Source organism: Methylococcus sp. ANG, from assembly GCF_040730495.1.
GTDB lineage: Bacteria > Pseudomonadota > Gammaproteobacteria > Methylococcales > Methylococcaceae > Methylococcus.
Window position 1 is genome coordinate 978,588 of sequence record NZ_CP160399.1, and the last position, 16,185, is coordinate 994,772.

The window sequence follows — 16,185 nt, forward strand, 5'->3', positions numbered from 1 at the left end:
GGTCAGAACTCCATGTGCGGCCTGCTCAAGGAGGCTGCGTCCCCGATGCGGTAGCCGCTCCTCGTGCGGGTGAACTCACGGGCGAATTCGAAGTTGGCGGGGAATTCCGCGTAGACCCGGTAGAGCGGTTGCCCCTCCTCCACCCTATCGCCTAGCTTGTTCAGCAGATCCACACCCGCGCCTCTGCTCATGGGCGCGCCGGCCAGACGGGCGGTCTGCGCCAGGAAGAAATTGTCGATTCCGACCACCATTCCGGCCCGCTCCGCCAACACCTCGAAGACCAGCCCTCCGGGCTCCAGCCGCCGCTCCTGCCGGCCCTGGGCGTCGATGATCCTGTGCATCTTGGCGAGCGCCCGACCCGATTCCAGGATGTCGCGGGCGATCGAATAGCCGAAACCGCCCCGGACGTCGGGATCGAACTCGATGATACGCCCGGCCAGGCGCAGGGACTTTTCGCGCAGGTCGACTGGCGCTTTCGGATCGTTTTCCAGCACCTGCATGACGTCCCGCACCTCGAGCACCGGGCCGATGCCCCGGCCGATCGGCTGGCCGCCGTCGGTGATGACGGCTTCCAAGTGCAGGCCGACGCGGTCGCCGACGTATTCGAACAGCTTCCTGAGGCTCATGGCATCGCGCATCTGCCGCACCTTGGCGCTGGGACCGACCGGGATGTCCAACAGCAGATGGGTGGCACCGGCCGCCAGCTTCTTCGACAGGATCGAAGCGACCATCTGGCCTTGGGAGTCGATGCCGAGCGGGCGCTCCACGGATATCAGCATGTCGTCGACCGGAGCCAGGCGAGTGGTGCCGCCCCACGCCAGGCAGCCCCGCTCCATCCGCACCAGCCGGTCGAGGGTCTCCGGCACCAGGTCGGTGCGGGCAAGTACTTCCATGGTGTCCGCCGTCCCGGCGGGCGAGGTGATCGCCCGGCTGGAAGTCTTGGGGATCAGCATGCCGTGCGCCGCCACGATGGGAACGATCAGCAGCGAGGTCCGATTGCCCGGAATACCACCGATGCAGTGCTTGTCGGCCACCAGCGGCTCGTTCCAGCTCAGCCGCACACCGGTTTCCAGCATCGCCCTTGTCAGCGACAGCACTTCGTCGCGATCCAGTCCGTTCTGTCCGGTCGCCACCAGGAACGCGGCCATTTCCATCTTGGAATAGCGCCCTTTGGCGATGTCGCTGGTAATGGCCTGATAGTCGCCGTAATCCAGCCGCTCGCCGCCGATCTTGCGCCGGACCCCGTCCATGGACAGCGGCGGCTCAGCCTGGGCCACGTTGACCGGCTGCCCCGCCGGTTCGCCGAAACGCTGGAACGCCTGCTCGGACAGACCCAGCTCATCCGGGGCTACGATGCGGGTATCGTCCACCACGTTCAGCACCGCTTCGATCTGCTTGCCGTTGCAGCCGACCCGGATCTTGGCCAGCGCCTGGAAGCCCTCCGCCCGGTACACCGAACATTCCCGGTGCAGGTAGGCCACGTTTTCCCGGTAGGTATCGACGGCCACCGCCCGGAGCTTCAGCCGGGTCTTGATTGGCTCTTCGTCGGACATCGGTCGGCAATCCCTCCTCGAATCGAAAATCCCCGGCGGCGCCAGGACAAAGCCCTTTCCGCCCCGTACAATATCACGCCTTTGAAGCCCCACGATCCCTTCCCCCGGCGTGCTCTCCCTACGCTCCAGCCTTTACCGGTGTTACCCCGCACTCTCTCTACTGGCGCTGGTGGGGCTCTGGCAGATCGCAGCGAACGCGACGGCGTCGGCCACCCTGCCCGGCCCGTCCGAGGTCCTGAGCGTGCTCGCCGGGGAAATCCGCTCCGGCAACCTGCTCCATCATCTGGGCGCCACCCTGTCACGGCTGGCGGCGAGTTTCGTGCTGGCGACGAGCCTCGGGAGCGCGCTCGGCGTGCTGCTGGGGCGGCACCCGCGCCTGGATCTGTTCTTCGACGTTTGGGTGATGTTGTTCCTCAACGTGCCGGCCCTGGTCATCATCATCCTGTGCTACGTCTGGTTCGGACTGGGCGAAGCGGCGGCCATCACGGCAGTGGTCGTGAACAAGCTGCCCAACGTCGTCGTCACCCTGCGCGAGGGCACTCGCGCGCTCGACCGCAACCTGCTGGAGATGGCCGAATCGTACCGGTTCGGCCGCATCAAGACCTTGCGCCACGTCATCGCGCCACAGCTCTTTCCGTTCTTCGTGGCTGCCGCCCGCAACGGCGTGGCCCTGATCTGGAAAATCATCCTGGTGGTCGAGATCCTGGGCCGCAGCGACGGCATGGGTTATCAGCTGCACCTCTTCTTCCAGATGTTCGACGTGGCGGGAATCCTGGCCTACACGATCGCCTTCGTGGGCGTGATCCAGCTCATCGAATGGGGGGTCTTCAAGCCGCTGGAAACTCGGGCAAAGCGGTGGCGGCGATGATACGCATACGGATCGAGCGCAAACGGTACGCCGTGCCGACATCGCGGGAAAACCCGGCCGTGATCGAAAACCTGGCGCTGGATCTCGGCCATGGCGAATTCGTCTGCCTGGTCGGTCCCTCCGGCTGCGGCAAAACCACCCTGCTCAACATAGTCGCGGGACTGGACCGGGCATTCGACGGATGCATCGACTTCGGCGCGGATGCCGGCGACCGGCCCCACACGGCTTACGTCTTCCAGGAGCCGCGGCTGCTGCCATGGCGCAGCGTCCGCCAGAACGTCGAGCTGGCCCAGCCCAAGGGCAAGATCGACCGCGAACACATCGACCACCTGCTGGAGGTCCTGGGGCTCAGCCACGCCCAGCACCAGTACCCCGAGCGTCTGTCCCTGGGAATGAGCCGCCGCGCCGCACTGGCTCGGGCCTTCGCCGTCCGTCCGGCCCTGCTGCTGATGGACGAGCCGTTCGTCTCGCTCGACGCCGCGACCAGCCGGCGTATCCGCGAACTGCTGCTCGCCGTCTGGCGGGAACGTCCGCACACCGTGCTGTTCGTGACCCACGACGTTCGCGAGGCCATCGCGCTGGCCGACCGGCTGGTGTTCCTCAACGCCCACCCCATGAGCATCCGGCAGGAAATCGACGTCACCGAACCCCGTGCCGCCCGCACCGGCGCCTGGGTGGAAACCTTCCGCGCCCAACTGGCCGACGATTATCCGGCCATCCGCCACATGCTTTGAGGACCGGATGGAGCCGCGCCGCCACCTCATTGAAATCCCTAAGATCCGTCCCGACAATGTGCGGTGTTGGGACTCGCGCCCGCTATCGAACTTCAACCCATGAACACTGAAGAACGCCAGGTACTCGAACGCTTTCTCTCACGGCTGACCGACATCAAGGGGATCGACAAGAATCCGGAGGCCGACCGGCTGATCCAGGGCGCCGTGGCTCGCCAGCCCGATGCCGCCTATCTGCTGATCCAGCGCAACCTGCTGCTGGAGAAGGCACTGGAAAACGCCAAGGCCCGCATCGAAGAACTCCAGCGCCAACCCGCGCCGGTCAACCGCGGCGGCGGCAGTTTCCTGGGCGGCGACCCCTGGGCTCGGCCCGCGGCACCGACCGGCCGCACCTGGGATGCCACCCCGCCGGGTTACCGCCAGCCCGCCGCGCCGCCGCAATCCGGCGCGCCGAGCTTCCTCGGCAACATGGCTTCGACCGCCGCCGGCGTAGTCGCGGGCTCGTTCCTGTTCCAAGGCATCGAGAGCCTGATGCACGGGGGCCAGCACGCTCCCTGGGGAGCATCGGCGGGCGAACGCGTAACCGAAAACACCACCATCAACAACTATTACGGCTCCGATCAGGCTCCCGCCTCGGACGAACAGACCGGCTGGTCCGGCCAGGATGATTCCTTCCTCGACACCGGCTACGACTTTTCCGACGACGACAGCAGCAGCGACGACAACTGGATCTGAGGGGCGTGATTCTCGCTGTCTCCGTCGGTGGCCCGGCGGCAGAGTGAGGACTCCTGACTGAAAGCGTCAAGGCGAGCGTTCCCAGGCTTTGCATGAAGCAGCGTCTGGGAAAGACTCTGGTACTCTTTCATCGTGGACCTCTATCTCTTGGTCGAGATTTCAGATTCAAAACGACCGCTGCACAGGTCAAACCCCGTGAGTCCCCCGGCAAAGCCGGAGGCTTATCTCAATGAGTTTCAGGCGGCGGAAAAGCTCGCAGAAGCGGAAAAAGCCGCGGCCCGCCCGAAGATCGAGCTGGTGGGCGACATCAACTACATGCCCTGGGTCAACATCGAGGCGGGCAAGTATCCGAAATTCAATGTCATCGGCGGCCTCCTCATCGATGTCCCGGTTTTCGAAGGCTTTGCCCTGGAGGCTCGCGAAAACAAGGCGAGAAAAGAATACCAAGCCGCAGCCCACGGACTAACCGATGCGGAAAACAACATCCTGCGCGATGTCCGGGTGGCCTGGATGGCGGCGAAAACCGCGTTCGAACGGATTCCGCCCGCTCACCAGCAGTTTCTGGAAACCACCAAATCGTTCCAATTGGCCCAGTCGCGCTATCAGATGGGATTGAGCTCCATCGTCGAGCTGACTCAGGCCCAGCTAAATTTCACGCGCGGCGCCATCGACGAAATCGAAGCCCGCATCGAATATCAGATGCGCTGCGCCGAGCTGGATTACCAGATGGGAAAGCTGCGCTGACAGCGGATGGATATGCCTATGGGATCCGCGGATGGCGCGAGTTCAGGTGAAGAAACGCTTGATACCCGCCATAGTCATGTCCACCGCGACCAGGTTGAGCAGGAGGCCCATGAGCCGCTCCAGGGCACTCAAACCCCGTGGCCCCAGCCATTCTCCGAGCGGTCGACCGAGCAGAAAGGTGGTCAGGTTCGCCAGGAAAACCAGTGTCAAGGCGCCAAGCAGCGTCTGGAAAGGGATCCCGTGCTGCTTGCTCAGCAGCATCACGGTGGTCAACGCAGCAGGACCGGCAATGGCGGGTATGGCGATGGGCACGACCAGCGGATCGTTTGCGTAATGGTCGTCGAAGGTTTCCTGAGTCTGGCCGAAAATCATCTTCAGGGAAATGATGGCCAGGATCACCCCGCCCGCAATGCTCAAAGACGGCTGGGTCACGTTGAGGTAACCCAGCAGAAGATCGCCCTTCCAAGCGAACACGACTAGCACCACGAAGGCGACCGCCGTTTCGCGCAGCACTGCACGCAGATAGGCCGCGTGCCCGAGCCGTCGCAGCACGGTCAACAGCAGGGGCAAATTGCCGAAAGGGTCGGTGATCAGAAACAACAATACGGCGACCTGGGCCAGGGTCATGGTGCTGCTGTCCGGTTAGAGGGGACACTTCACTGGGAACCTCGTCACTCAACTGCCGGCCTGCAACTGCACGGCTACATCCATCTCCGTCTCGCCGCGACGCACCGAGAGGCGCACCTTCTGGCCGATCTGATAGTCATCCAGCAAGGCCGAGAGTTTGCCCACACTGTCAACCGGTCTGCCCTCCACGGCGAGGATGATGTCGCCCGGAATCAAGCGGCCATCCGACAGCAACGTGGCGCCCCTGAGTCCGGCCGCTTCGGCAGCGGAACCAGGATTCACCTTCAATACCAAAACCCCGGTTATGCCCAGTCGCTGAACGGCCCTCTGGTTGAGCCCTTCATCCACGGCGATGCCCAAGGCCGGCCGGATGTATTGGCCGCGGCCGATGAGCTGCGGCACCACGCGGTTGACGGTGTCCACCGGCACGGCGAAACCCACCCCCGAAAATGCTCCGGAAGGGCTGTAGATGGCGGTATTGATGCCGACCAGCCGGCCGGCCGAGTCCAATAGCGGTCCGCCGGAATTGCCGGGGTTGATGGCGGCGTCGGTTTGGATCAGATGTTCGATGGTGACGCCGGTTTCCTCGGTCAGGGAACGATCCAGGGCCGAGACGATACCGGTAGTGAGCGACCAGTCCAGGCCGAAGGGGTTGCCGATGGCGAACACCTTCTGCCCCACCTTGAGATCGTGGCTGACGCCGATGGGCACGGGGATCAACGCACCGACACCGACGTCGATTCTCAGCACGGCCAGATCATGGGCCTTGCTCGCGCCGACCAGGGCGGCCTTGTAGTCGCGTCCGTCGGCAAGCTTCACGGTGGCCCCGCTTGCCCCTTCCACGACGTGATAATTGGTCACCACATGGCCGGCTTCGTCCCAGATAAAGCCGGAGCCGGTCCCCCGGGGAATGCTGAACACGTTGCGCGTCCAAGGATCCATGACCTGTTGCAGGGTCGAGATATACACCACCGAATTTTTCGATTTTTCAAACAGCTCGACGGTGGATTTCTCTTCCTGCGAAAGTTCTCCGCGCGCACTGACCGGGCGGGGTGCGACGTCCTGCGCCGCCGAAGTGGTCTGGAGACCGCATGCGGCAATACCAAACCCCAAGAGCAACGCGGCGGCCGCAGTCCAACGCTGACGACGAAAGTCGGGCTTATGATTTGGTTTCACGGGAACTCTCCGAAACTGAGGGAAATGGGACTACGGTTTCTCGCAGGCGCTGAGCAGCCAATATACTGCACCCAAGGCCAGCAAGGCCGCGGACAAGGCGCCGATGGTTCCGGCGCCGACATTCGGATCGAGGATGACGAACTTGCGCGACAGAGCGATCAAGGCGATCAATACCACGGTCTTGACTTGAATGACGCTGCCGCGGCGCAAGGCCGCCCGTAGGATGGAGTGCTTGAATTCCATCGAGATCAACAAGGTCATGATCATACCGAACAGTTCTTGAAACACCCCATGATCGAGCGAATCGAGAACCCGGCTGGTGATCAACACGGCGACGGTGCGAATGAGCTGATAGAGCGAGATGACGATGACCACCGCGATCACGTTCGCCAGAATGATCGCAACCACCTGCTCGAAACGTTCATAGAGGTTCATCAAACGCCATTCTTCCGAAATGCTCGGACGTCTTCCCATCTGGGGGATTTCTGACTCATCCACGATCGGCTCCTCCCTTGCTTCAAAAAGACTCACTGAGGTTTAGACAGATGAACTGCGATTCCAGAACCGTCCCATAGACAGGTACAGCCGGCAGTTCGGCGCGGCGCGATCTCGGCCAGCATGTCGTAAAGCGCCGGCAGCTCGGCTGAATGCAGGGGGCTGGCCCGATACGGGCGCGGCACCAGCCAGGGCGAAACGACCGGGCCGAGGAGCCGCAACACCAGCACGCGCAGAAACAGCATGAACAACCCCGGCGCGCCCCATACTGGAAGTCCGAGGAGAGCCAGGACGGACGTCCTGAACGCCATCCGCAGCACCGATTGCAGGCGATTGAGCCAGGCATGGCGAGGCCGATACGCCAGATTCAACATGTCCCATCGTCAATCCGTCAGCCCGGCCCGCCGCAAGCGGGACCGAAGCCTCTCGGTTTCCCCAGCAGGTCGAGGATGAGAGCCGCCACATCCAGACTGGTTTCGAAATCGCGCATCAGGCGTAGCAGGCGGCGGGATCGCTGGACGTCGGCGGCCGCGAAGCGCCAGGCGGTCGCGTCGGCCCCCTGGGGCGTCAATACCCCCAGGTCCACCAGCTCGGCGATGCAATCGACCTCCGCTCCGCAAGCCAAGGCCAGCTCTTCCAGAGACAACACCCCCTCGTCCCCGATCCAGACACCGACGCCCGATGCGATGATACTATTGCTCATGGCTTAAACCCCCAAGGCACGGCGCGGATCGAAGGCCATCTGCCGCGCCATGTTCCAATAGAGTTCCCGCGCCTGTTCGGTGTCGGCCGGGGGCAGCACGACGTCCAGCACCAGATAAAGGTCTCCGGGCGGATCACCGGGAATGCCTCGTCCCTTGAGGCGCAGCTTACGGCCGTTCTGTGAGTGGGCAGGAATGCGCACTTCCACGGCGCCGGCCGGCGTCGGCGCCTTGACCGTCGCGCCCAGAGCCGCTTCCCACGGGGCCACCGGCAGGGTGACATAGACATCGCGGTCATCGACCCGGTAGAGCCGGTGCGGCTTGAAATGCACCTCCAGGTAAAGGTCGCCCGAGGGGCCGCCGCCCAGGCCGGGGGCGCCCTGGTGAGCGAGACGGATGAGCTGACCCTCGCGGATGCCCTTGGGGATCTGCACCTGGAGCGTACGTTCGCGCGTCACCAGACGCCCCTCCTCGTCGAGCTGCGGCACACGTAGGCTAAGGGTGCGGCTGGCGCCGTGAAAGGCGTCGTCGAGATCGATGAAAATCTTGGCGTGGTGATCCTCGCCGCGCACGCGGGCGCCCCCGGCACGCCGGCCGAAACCTCCGAACAGGCTGTTGAAGAAATCGCTGAAGTCCGCGCCATAACCAAAGGGGCCGCGAGCAAACTCGAAGCCGGCATCCCAATCCGGCGGCGGCCGGAATTCCTGGCCGCTGCTGTAGTTGGCTCCCAGGCGATCGTAAGCCGCCCGCTTTTCCGGATCGCGCAATACCTCGTAGGCTTCGTTGATTTCCTTCATCTGGGCCTCCGCCCCCTTCTCCTTGCTGACGTCGGGGTGATATTTGCGGGCCAGCTTACGGTAAGCCTTCTTGATCTCGTCGTCGGTAGCCGGGCGCTCGACCCCGAGTATCTTGTAGTAATCCTTGAATTCCACGGTATCAGCCGTTCAGATGATCGAGTCGGAGTTGACGGTAGCGCTTCATTCGAGGCTCACGCTCAACGCCATCATGAGCGTGAACCCCAGCATGATCCCCAGGGTGGCCGCGACCGGATGACCGCTACACTGGGTTTCCGGGATCACTTCCCGCACCACGACGTACAACATGGCGCTGGCGGCGAATCCCATGGCATAGGGTAACACCGCTTCGGCCGTGAGGGCCGCGGCGGCGCCGACGACGGCCGCCAGAGGTTGCACACCGCGGCTGCCAGGCTGACCGGGCTGGCGCTATCGCCGATGGCGCCGAATACGACGCCCAGGGCAAGCCCTTCCGGGATGTTGTGGAGCGCGATCGCCAGAATCAGCAGTGTGGTCCGCCGCCAGTGGCAGCTCAGTCCCTTGGCTTCCTTGCCCGGAGCGGCAAGCTGTAGTCTCGGCAGCAGCGGGTCGGTGATATGGAGAAAGACGATCCCCAACAGCATGCCCGCGCTCGCGGGCAGCCAGCGCCACGGTCCATAGTCGGCGGACAGCTCGATGGCCGGGTGCAGGAGCGACCAGAAGCTGGCCGCCAGCATGACACCTCCCGCGAAACCCAGCACCACATCCAAAAAACCTTGATAGACCCGGGCGGTAAAGAAGACCAAAGAAGCGCCCAGTGCCGTGCCGCTCCAGGACACCAGGCCGGCGCCGAAGGATTGCCCGATCGGGCCCCATTCGGCGAACGACGGGAAACCGGCGATCCCGTCCCCCGTCATGCGCCCTGACTCCGCCAGAGCTTGTATTTTTCCACGTGCTCGCGGGTCAGGCGCAGGACCAGAAGCAGGAGGGCGATGTCGTCCAGGTAGCCGATCACCGGAACGAATTCCGGGATCAGTTCGATGGGATTGATGAAATAAAGCAGTGCGAAGCTCAATGCGCCGATCACCCAGCGGGGAATGTCCCGATATCGGCCCGACCAATAGTCCCGCACCAGGTCCCTGAGCAGCTCGACCTGTTCCCAGATGTCCCGCAACAACGGAATCCCGGCGATTTTTTTCTCTGATCGCCGAACGCTGCGCCTCCACACGCTCGAAGTTCGCGTCGGTCACCCGGTCTCGGGCATTCCGTAAAGCGATCGCTTCTTTCGTCTCAGACATGACGGCTCCGAAAATCCAGCAACAACCAAACGAAAATCACGGGTTCAGACGGGCATCGCCATTATAGACGCCATGGCGGTGAGCTATAGTTTATGATGCCCCTTTCGCGACCACGGCTCGAGGTCGAGGAGCGGTCGAATGGGCGATTCCTTCAACGCATTTTTAGGAGGTCAACCATGTACGAATCCCTGTTACGGTTTCCAACCGATCTCTTCTCAGAATTCGACCGGATGCAACGGGAGATGGAACAGATGTTCGGAGCGTTGGGCATGCCCACCAGCATCCGGGCGGTGGCGCGGGGCTTTCCCGCCGTCAACATCGGCACCACGCCCAAGTCCATCGAGGTTTACGCTTTCGCTCCCGGCATCGATCCATCCAGACTGGAAGTCAGTATGGACCGCGGACTCCTGACCATCGCGGGAGAACGGCCGAGCGAATTGTCCGAGGGGGATGGAAAGGTCAGTGTCTACGCGGACGAACGTTTTTCGGGCAGCTTCAAGCGGGTAGTGAGCCTGCCGGAAGACGTGGACCCCTCGGGCATCCAGGCCCATTACCGGGACGGCGTGCTACGCATATCGGTGCCGCGCAGCGAGGCAGCGCAACCCAAACGTATCGAAGTCAAATAAGCGACCGGAGGTGAGTCATCATGAGCGACAGTAAACAAGACATCGTCAAACGTGAAGACGTACGACCGGCCCCGGCTCTGGTGCCGGCGGTGGATATTTTCGAGGACGACGCCGGCATCAGCCTCACCGCCGATCTTCCCGGCGTGCCCAAGGAGAAACTGACGGTGCGCATGGACGGCCAAAGCCTCTCGATCGAAGGCGAAATCGCCCTGGAAACGCCGGAGGGGATGGAAGCCAGCTACGTCGAAGTCCGGTCCCCTGCCTACCGCAGGAGTTTCAGTCTGAGCCGGGACCTCGACCCTTCCAAGATCGACGCCCAGTTCAAGGATGGCGTGTTGCGGCTGCGGATCCCCAAGGCCGAGCACGCCCAGCCACGCAAAATCACGGTCAGCGTGGACTGATTCTGTCTGGATGGCTGGCGTGGCCCGGCAAACGGGCCGCGGCCGGCCTTTGCCACCCATCGTTACGAGAGGGGTCATGAATACATTGAACGAACTCAAGCACGGCCTGGAAGAGGCCTGGGAGTCGCTATCGGAAGGCTGGCACCGCCTCCGCGAACGGGCCGCGGGCGCGCTGACCCGGTTCAAACCCGGCGGGGCGGTGCCCGCCGTACCCAAACGCCAAGAAGATTTCTACCTGGCCTCCCCCGCCTGGGCTTTGCTGGCCGGAGACGTGTACGAAGATGACCGCAAGGTGGTCATCCGCCTCGAAGTGCCCGGGATGGAGAAGGAGGACTTCAACCTCGAGTTACGCGGCGATAGGCTGATCGTGCAAGGCGAAAAGCGCCTCGAGCGGGAAACCAGCGAGGGCCGCTACCGGGTCTTGCAGTGCGCCTATGGGCACTTCCACAGGGTCATTCCGCTGCCGGCGGAGGTGGTCGCCGACGGGGTGCAGGCCTCCTACCGCAACGGCGTACTCAAGATCGAACTGCCCAAGGCTTCGGCCGCGCTGCCCAAGAGTGTCGAGATTCCGGTCCGGTGAGCCTTCGGGGGCCGACGCGGTGCCGCAGAGTTTTCGGCTCCCGCAAGCAGCGATGAAGCTCAAGCCATCCGAATCGGGCGCTGCAGGAGCGGGCCACATTAAACTGCAACGATGAGTAGGCGCTGACGCAGCGTCCCGAGGGCGAAGCAGCCGGTGTACCTGGTAGTGTGAAGGTGATCTCCACGCGGAAAGATCGGGCGCAACCACCCGTTCAGCTTCACCGCGCGAAGCCGCAATAGCCACGGGGAGGCAGCCGGCCCACGGACGATGGAATGCGTGATTTCACACAGTCACAGAGCTGTTTCACACAACCAACGGTCACCCGCGGCGCCTATCCCTTGATAGGCGTGTGGTTTTTCGTGGCAGCGAACTTGCATCTTCAAGGGGTCGACAACCAACTTCGCTCCGTTCGCGCATTCGATGATCACGAAAACTCCAATACCCGGCTTTTTGAAATTCCTCTCCACCGTCCTCTTGACCGCAACCGCTCTGTTCGCGCTCGGCATCCGCCCGGCAGCCGCCTTCGAATACAACGACGAAGGAAAAACTCTCGCGAACAAACGGCTGAAAGGCAGTTACGGCTTCGCGGCGCAAGGCTATTTCGGCGCCGATTTCGACGCAGCCTCCAAGCTGACCACCGGCGCGATCGCCATCCGCGTAGGTGTGTTCCGATTCGACGGCGATGGCCATTGCAGCATCCACAGCATGGCCAACAAGGCCGGCCTCGAGGCGGCGGTCACCCAGGATACGTCCGATTGCACCTACGAGGTCTATCTCGACGGCACCGGGAAGGTCGATGCGGTGCTGGGCGGGAAATCCTTTCAGACGTTTTTCGTGCTGGTGAACGGCGGCAAGGAATTCATGTTCACCCGGCGCGAAGGCACCAGCACTTCGGCCGACCAGGGGGGCGCCACGCTGGTTTTCGCCATCGCCAAGAAACAATAGCCGGCCCGGCGCTTCAGGCGGCGGTCTCCACCATGTTCACCCGTTGCGTGACGTTGCACAGCAGCACGTAGGGAATGGTGTCGGCTTGAAGCGCGATTTCCTCCACCGGCAGCCCCCGTCCCCATAGCGTCACCGTGTCGCCGATTTCCGCCGCCGGACAGTCGGTCAGATCGATCGATATCATGTCCATGGAGACCCGCCCAATCAGCGGCACGCGCCTGCCCCGGACCAGCACCGGTGTGCCGGTGGCCGCGCGGCGGGGATAGCCATCGCCATAGCCTATGGCCGCGATACCCATGCGGGTCGGGCGGTGGCAGATGAAATCGCCGCCATAGCCGACCGCATCGCCGGTTTTCAGGTGCTTGATCGCAATCAGCCGGCTCTGCAGGGTCATGACCGGCCTCAAGCCTTCTTCCGGCCCGGTCCGGCCGGGAAACGGAGACACGCCGTAAAGCAGGATGCCGGGCCGGACCCAGGCGCTGCGGGCCGCTTCCCAGGCCATGAGACCCGCCGAGTTGGCTATGCTGAATTCGCCGTGATCGCCCGCCATCCGGCCGAAGCAGCGGAGCTGGATTTCGGTGGCCGGGTCATCGGTGACGTCGGCGTTGGCCAGATGGGTCATGACGGGCACCGGCTGGCGCACCTGCGGCATCCGCGCCAGCCGCGTCCGCGCACGGCCGAACTCCTCTTCGCCCAAACCCAGCCGATGCATCCCGCTGTCCGCCTTGAGCCACACGCCGATCGCGGCGGAGATATCCAGCCGCTCCAAGAGATCGAGCTGAAAGCCGGAATGGATCACCGGTTCGAGACCGTGGCGGGCGCTCAGCCTCAACCCTTCCTCGTCGGTGTAACCCTGCAGCACGGCGATGCGTTGATTGATGCCCGCCTGGCGCAGGACGACGCCCTCCTCCACCCGCGCCACGGCGAACGCGTCCGCTACCGGCAGCGCTCTTGCGGCCCGGACCAGGCCGTGCCCGTAGGCGTTGGCTTTGACGACGGCCATGATTTTCGAATCCGGCACGGCGGCGCGAATCCAGGCGAAATTGTGGGCGAAGGCCGCCATGTCCAGGACGGCGCGGGCTGCGGGCACCATGCCTTCAGTACCCCTCGCTGGAATAGGGATCGGCGATGAAGTTCTCGAAACGCGTGTACTGGCCCAGGAAGGTCATCCGCACCGTGCCGATCGGGCCGTTGCGCTGCTTGGCGATGATGATTTCCGCCGTGCCCTTGTCGGCGCTGTCGGGATGGTAGACCTCGTCGCGGTAGATGAACACGATGATGTCGGCGTCCTGCTCGATCGAGCCCGATTCACGCAGATCCGACGGCACCGGCCGCTTGTTGGGACGCTGCTCCAGATTGCGGTTGAGCTGGGACAGGGCGATCACCGGCACGTTCAGCTCCTTGGCCAGGGCCTTGAGCGAGCGGGAGATCTCGGAAATTTCGGCCACCCGGTTCTCGCCGCCCGAGCATTGCATGAGCTGCAGGTAGTCCAGCACCACCAGCCCGAGCTGGCCGTTCTCGCGCGCCAGCCGGCGGCAGCGGGCACGGACCTCGGTGGGAGACAAAGCCGCCGTGTCGTCGATGAAGAGTTTGGTCTCCGCCAGGATGTTGATGGCCGAGGTCATGCGCGGCCATTCGTCGTCCTCCAGCTTGCCGGTGCGGACCCGGTGCTGGTCGATGCGGCCAAGTGAGGACATCATGCGCATGGCCAGCTGCTCGCCGGGCATTTCCATGCTGAACACCGCAACCGGCAGGCCTTCCTTGATCGCGACGTTTTCGGCGATGTTCATCGCAAACGTGGTTTTGCCCATGGACGGCCGGCCGGCGATGATGATGAGGTCCGACTGCTGCAAGCCCGAGGTCATGTCGTCGAAATCGGCGAATCCCGTGCTCGCGCCGGTGATGTGCCCCTCCTTCTGGAACAGCATCTCGATGCGGTCGACAGCTGCAACCAGCAAGCTCTTGATCGGCTTGAAACCGGCGCTGCCGCGTTGGCGCTGGTCGGCGATCTGGAACACGCGCTGCTCGGCATGTTCGAGCAGGTCGCTCATGCCGCGCCCTTCGGGCTGATAGGCCGAATCGGCGATTTCGGTGCCGACGTGGATGAGCTGGCGCAGCACGGCGCGCTCGCGCACGATGTCGGCATAGGCGGAGATGTTGGCGGCGCTCGGGGTTTCCCGCGCCAGGACGGCGAGATAGGCCAGACCGCCGGCCTCCTCCAACTCACCCGTTTTCTCCAGCACTTCCGACAGCGTGACGACGTCGAACGGCGCCTGCCGCTCGGAAAGCTGGCGGATCGCCCGGAAAATCAGGCGATGGTCACGCCGGTAAAAGTCCTCTTCGACGATGCGATCGGCGACGACGTCCCAGGTCTGGTTGTCGAGCAGCAGGCCGCCCAGCACCGCCTGTTCGGCCTGGATCGAGTGGGGCGGTACCTTGAGCGCTTCCACGCGCTTGTCGATCGATCGGGCGTAATCGGACATCTTGAGTTCAATCAGGCATTGCGGATGGTTTCGATGAGGCGGGTGGTCGAATGGCCTTCGACGAAGCCGAGTGTCCTCACCTCGCCCCCGGCAGCCAGGACGCAATCATGGCCGGCGATCGCGGTGATATCGGCGTAGTCGCCGCCCTTGACCAGGACGTCGGGACGGATGGCGCAGATTTCATCGCGCGGTGTATCCCCGTCGAATGCCACGACCCAGTCGACGCTCTCCAGCGCAGCCAGCATGGCCATCCGATGCGCCAGCGGATTGACCGGGCGGCCCGTCCCTTTCAGCCTGCGCACCGAGCCGTCGCCGTTGACCAGCACGACCAGGCGGTCGCCCAGGGCACGGGCCTGTTCCAGATAATGCACATGACCGGGATGCAGCAGGTCGAAACAACCGTTCGTGACCACGATCCGCTCGCCGGCGCTCCGCAAGGGATCGAGCACATCCAGCAGCTCCGCCAGGGTGATCGCTCCCCGCCGGGGCGCCCGCTGGCCGTGAATCGCAATGGCCAGTTCCTCGGGCGAAACCGACGCCGTTCCAAGCTTGCCGACCACGATGCCGGCGGCCAGGTTCGCCAGAGCCACCGCATCGGCCAGCGGCCTGCCGACGGCGAGGGCAGCGGCGAGCACCGAGATGACCGTGTCGCCCGCGCCGGTCACGTCGTATACCTCCTTGCCATGCGCTGGAAGGTGCAGCGCTCCCGCCGCCGGCCTCAGCAGGCTCATGCCGTGCTCGCCCCGGGTCACCAGCAGGGCTTCGAGATCCAGCCGCGCTATCAATTCCAGGCCTTTGCGTTCGATTTCCGCATCGTCGCTGCACGCGCCGACCACGGCCTCGAATTCGGAAAGGTTGGGGGTCAACAGCGTCGCGCCCCGATAGCGCTCGAAATCCCGCCCCTTGGGGTCGACCAGAACCGGCTTGCCAACCCGCCGCGAGGCCGCGATGAACTCCTGCACGGAAGCCAGAGTTCCCTTGGCATAGTCGGAAAGCACGACCACACCGGTCCCGTCCAGCAGCGCACGGAACCGCGTGACCAGGGGAGCCGGATCGAGATGGCCGAAGCCGTCCTCGAAATCCAGCCGAATGAGCTGCTGCTGCCGGCTGACGACGCGCAGCTTGGTGACCGTGGCGACCGCGGGACAACGCTCGATGTGGCTGCGGATGCCCGCCGCGGCGAGGAGCCTCTCCAACGCGTCGGCCGCCTCGTCCTCGCCCGCGTAGCCCAGCAGATCGACCGCGCCCCCCAACGCCGCCAGATTGAGCGCCACGTTCCCGGCACCGCCTATCCGCTCCTGTGAGTTTTCCACCCGCACGACCGGCACCGGCGCCTCCGGCGAAATGCGGGAAGCTCCGCCGAACCAGTAGCGGTCGAGCATGAGGTCTCCGACAACCAATACGCGGGCGAGGCTGAAGTCGGGGAGGATCATTGGATGGGGAGAACAA

At 63.9% G+C, this 16,185-nt stretch carries 21 protein-coding genes; 8 read left to right on the top strand and 13 right to left on the bottom strand.

The genetic code is table 11. The annotated features are described in order from the left end of the window. Positions 1-2: 2 nt before the first annotated feature. A complete protein-coding gene (locus ABZN20_RS04515; protein ID WP_367026891.1) occupies positions 3-1,553 on the bottom strand; it encodes a thymidine phosphorylase family protein in 1,551 nt (516 codons plus the stop codon). 109 nt (positions 1,554-1,662) lie between these two features. On the opposite strand from ABZN20_RS04515, the gene ABZN20_RS04520 reads away from it, so the two are divergent. The 4 genes from ABZN20_RS04520 (at position 1,663) to ABZN20_RS04535 (ending at position 4,631) form a co-directional block, all read left to right on the top strand. Further along, entirely contained in the window at positions 1,663-2,421 is a 759-nt protein-coding gene (locus ABZN20_RS04520) for an ABC transporter permease (RefSeq protein ID WP_367026892.1), read from the top strand. After that, entirely contained in the window at positions 2,418-3,155 is a 738-nt protein-coding gene (locus ABZN20_RS04525; protein WP_367026893.1) for an ABC transporter ATP-binding protein, read from the top strand. The genes ABZN20_RS04520 and ABZN20_RS04525 overlap by 4 nt, the downstream gene beginning before the upstream one ends. Positions 3,156-3,254: 99 nt before the next feature. Further along, entirely contained in the window at positions 3,255-3,887 is a 633-nt protein-coding gene (locus tag ABZN20_RS04530; RefSeq protein WP_367026894.1) for a DUF2076 domain-containing protein, read from the top strand. A 195-nt stretch (positions 3,888-4,082) separates the two neighbouring features. Next, on the top strand, positions 4,083-4,631 hold the full coding sequence (locus tag ABZN20_RS04535; protein WP_367026895.1) for a TolC family protein: 549 nt from the start codon (positions 4,083-4,085) through the stop codon (positions 4,629-4,631). 42 nt (positions 4,632-4,673) lie between these two features. On the opposite strand, the gene ABZN20_RS04540 is transcribed toward ABZN20_RS04535, so the two are convergent. From ABZN20_RS04540 to ABZN20_RS20070, 9 genes are read right to left on the bottom strand one after another with little or no spacing between them, the layout of a single operon-like run. Continuing rightward, positions 4,674-5,258 (bottom strand): MarC family protein, encoded by a 585-nt coding sequence (locus tag ABZN20_RS04540; RefSeq protein ID WP_367026896.1) that lies wholly within the window; start codon positions 5,256-5,258, stop codon positions 4,674-4,676. Between the two features lie 48 nt (positions 5,259-5,306). Continuing rightward, positions 5,307-6,434, bottom strand: coding sequence for a S1C family serine protease (locus ABZN20_RS04545; RefSeq protein WP_423246429.1), 1,128 nt, complete (start codon positions 6,432-6,434; stop codon positions 5,307-5,309). Positions 6,435-6,464: 30 nt separating this feature from the next. After that, the gene (locus ABZN20_RS04550) at positions 6,465-6,908 is read right to left on the bottom strand and encodes a phosphate-starvation-inducible PsiE family protein (protein WP_367027535.1); all 444 of its coding nucleotides are present in this window, start codon (positions 6,906-6,908) and stop codon (positions 6,465-6,467) included. A 53-nt stretch (positions 6,909-6,961) separates the two neighbouring features. Then, positions 6,962-7,303: a hypothetical protein gene (locus ABZN20_RS04555; protein ID WP_367026897.1), complete on the bottom strand. Its 342-nt coding sequence runs from the start codon at positions 7,301-7,303 to the stop codon at positions 6,962-6,964. 17 nt (positions 7,304-7,320) lie between these two features. Further along, positions 7,321-7,632 carry a chaperone modulator CbpM gene (locus tag ABZN20_RS04560; RefSeq protein ID WP_367026898.1) on the bottom strand — a complete coding sequence of 104 codons (312 nt, stop codon included), beginning with the start codon at positions 7,630-7,632 and terminating at the stop codon, positions 7,321-7,323. A 3-nt stretch (positions 7,633-7,635) separates the two neighbouring features. Then, positions 7,636-8,562 (bottom strand): DnaJ C-terminal domain-containing protein, encoded by a 927-nt coding sequence (locus tag ABZN20_RS04565; RefSeq protein WP_367026899.1) that lies wholly within the window; start codon positions 8,560-8,562, stop codon positions 7,636-7,638. Between the two features lie 45 nt (positions 8,563-8,607). Next, on the bottom strand, positions 8,608-8,733 hold the full coding sequence (locus ABZN20_RS04570; protein ID WP_367026900.1) for a hypothetical protein: 126 nt from the start codon (positions 8,731-8,733) through the stop codon (positions 8,608-8,610). After that, a complete protein-coding gene (locus tag ABZN20_RS04575; protein WP_367026901.1) occupies positions 8,706-9,320 on the bottom strand; it encodes a ZIP family metal transporter in 615 nt (204 codons plus the stop codon). Before ABZN20_RS04575 ends, ABZN20_RS04570 begins: the two co-directional genes overlap by 28 nt. After that, positions 9,317-9,577 (bottom strand): YkvA family protein, encoded by a 261-nt coding sequence (locus tag ABZN20_RS20070; protein ID WP_423246430.1) that lies wholly within the window; start codon positions 9,575-9,577, stop codon positions 9,317-9,319. Before ABZN20_RS20070 ends, ABZN20_RS04575 begins: the two co-directional genes overlap by 4 nt. A 300-nt stretch (positions 9,578-9,877) precedes the next feature. Here ABZN20_RS20070 and ABZN20_RS04585 point away from each other — a divergent pair, with 300 nt between their 5' ends. The 4 genes from ABZN20_RS04585 (at position 9,878) to ABZN20_RS04600 (ending at position 12,253) form a co-directional block, all read left to right on the top strand. Next, a complete protein-coding gene (locus ABZN20_RS04585; RefSeq protein ID WP_367026902.1) occupies positions 9,878-10,327 on the top strand; it encodes an Hsp20/alpha crystallin family protein in 450 nt (149 codons plus the stop codon). 20 nt (positions 10,328-10,347) lie between these two features. Next, positions 10,348-10,728: an Hsp20/alpha crystallin family protein gene (locus ABZN20_RS04590; RefSeq protein WP_367026903.1), complete on the top strand. Its 381-nt coding sequence runs from the start codon at positions 10,348-10,350 to the stop codon at positions 10,726-10,728. A gap of 76 nt (positions 10,729-10,804) precedes the next feature. Beyond that, complete coding sequence (locus ABZN20_RS04595) at positions 10,805-11,308, top strand: Hsp20/alpha crystallin family protein (RefSeq protein ID WP_367026904.1); 504 nt, start codon at positions 10,805-10,807, stop codon at positions 11,306-11,308. 474 nt (positions 11,309-11,782) lie between these two features. Further along, positions 11,783-12,253, top strand: coding sequence for a hypothetical protein (locus ABZN20_RS04600; protein WP_367026905.1), 471 nt, complete (start codon positions 11,783-11,785; stop codon positions 12,251-12,253). A 13-nt stretch (positions 12,254-12,266) separates the two neighbouring features. Here ABZN20_RS04600 and alr read toward each other — a convergent pair whose 3' ends face one another. The 3 genes from alr to hldE are packed head-to-tail and all read right to left on the bottom strand — an operon-like array spanning position 12,267 to position 16,169. Continuing rightward, complete coding sequence (alr, locus tag ABZN20_RS04605; RefSeq protein ID WP_367026906.1) at positions 12,267-13,346, bottom strand: alanine racemase; 1,080 nt, start codon at positions 13,344-13,346, stop codon at positions 12,267-12,269. Between the two features lie 4 nt (positions 13,347-13,350). Further along, the gene (gene dnaB / locus ABZN20_RS04610) at positions 13,351-14,736 is read right to left on the bottom strand and encodes a replicative DNA helicase (RefSeq protein ID WP_266023469.1); all 1,386 of its coding nucleotides are present in this window, start codon (positions 14,734-14,736) and stop codon (positions 13,351-13,353) included. A gap of 11 nt (positions 14,737-14,747) precedes the next feature. Continuing rightward, complete coding sequence (gene hldE, locus ABZN20_RS04615; RefSeq protein WP_367026907.1) at positions 14,748-16,169, bottom strand: bifunctional D-glycero-beta-D-manno-heptose-7-phosphate kinase/D-glycero-beta-D-manno-heptose 1-phosphate adenylyltransferase HldE; 1,422 nt, start codon at positions 16,167-16,169, stop codon at positions 14,748-14,750. Between the last annotated feature and the right edge of the window lie 16 nt (positions 16,170-16,185).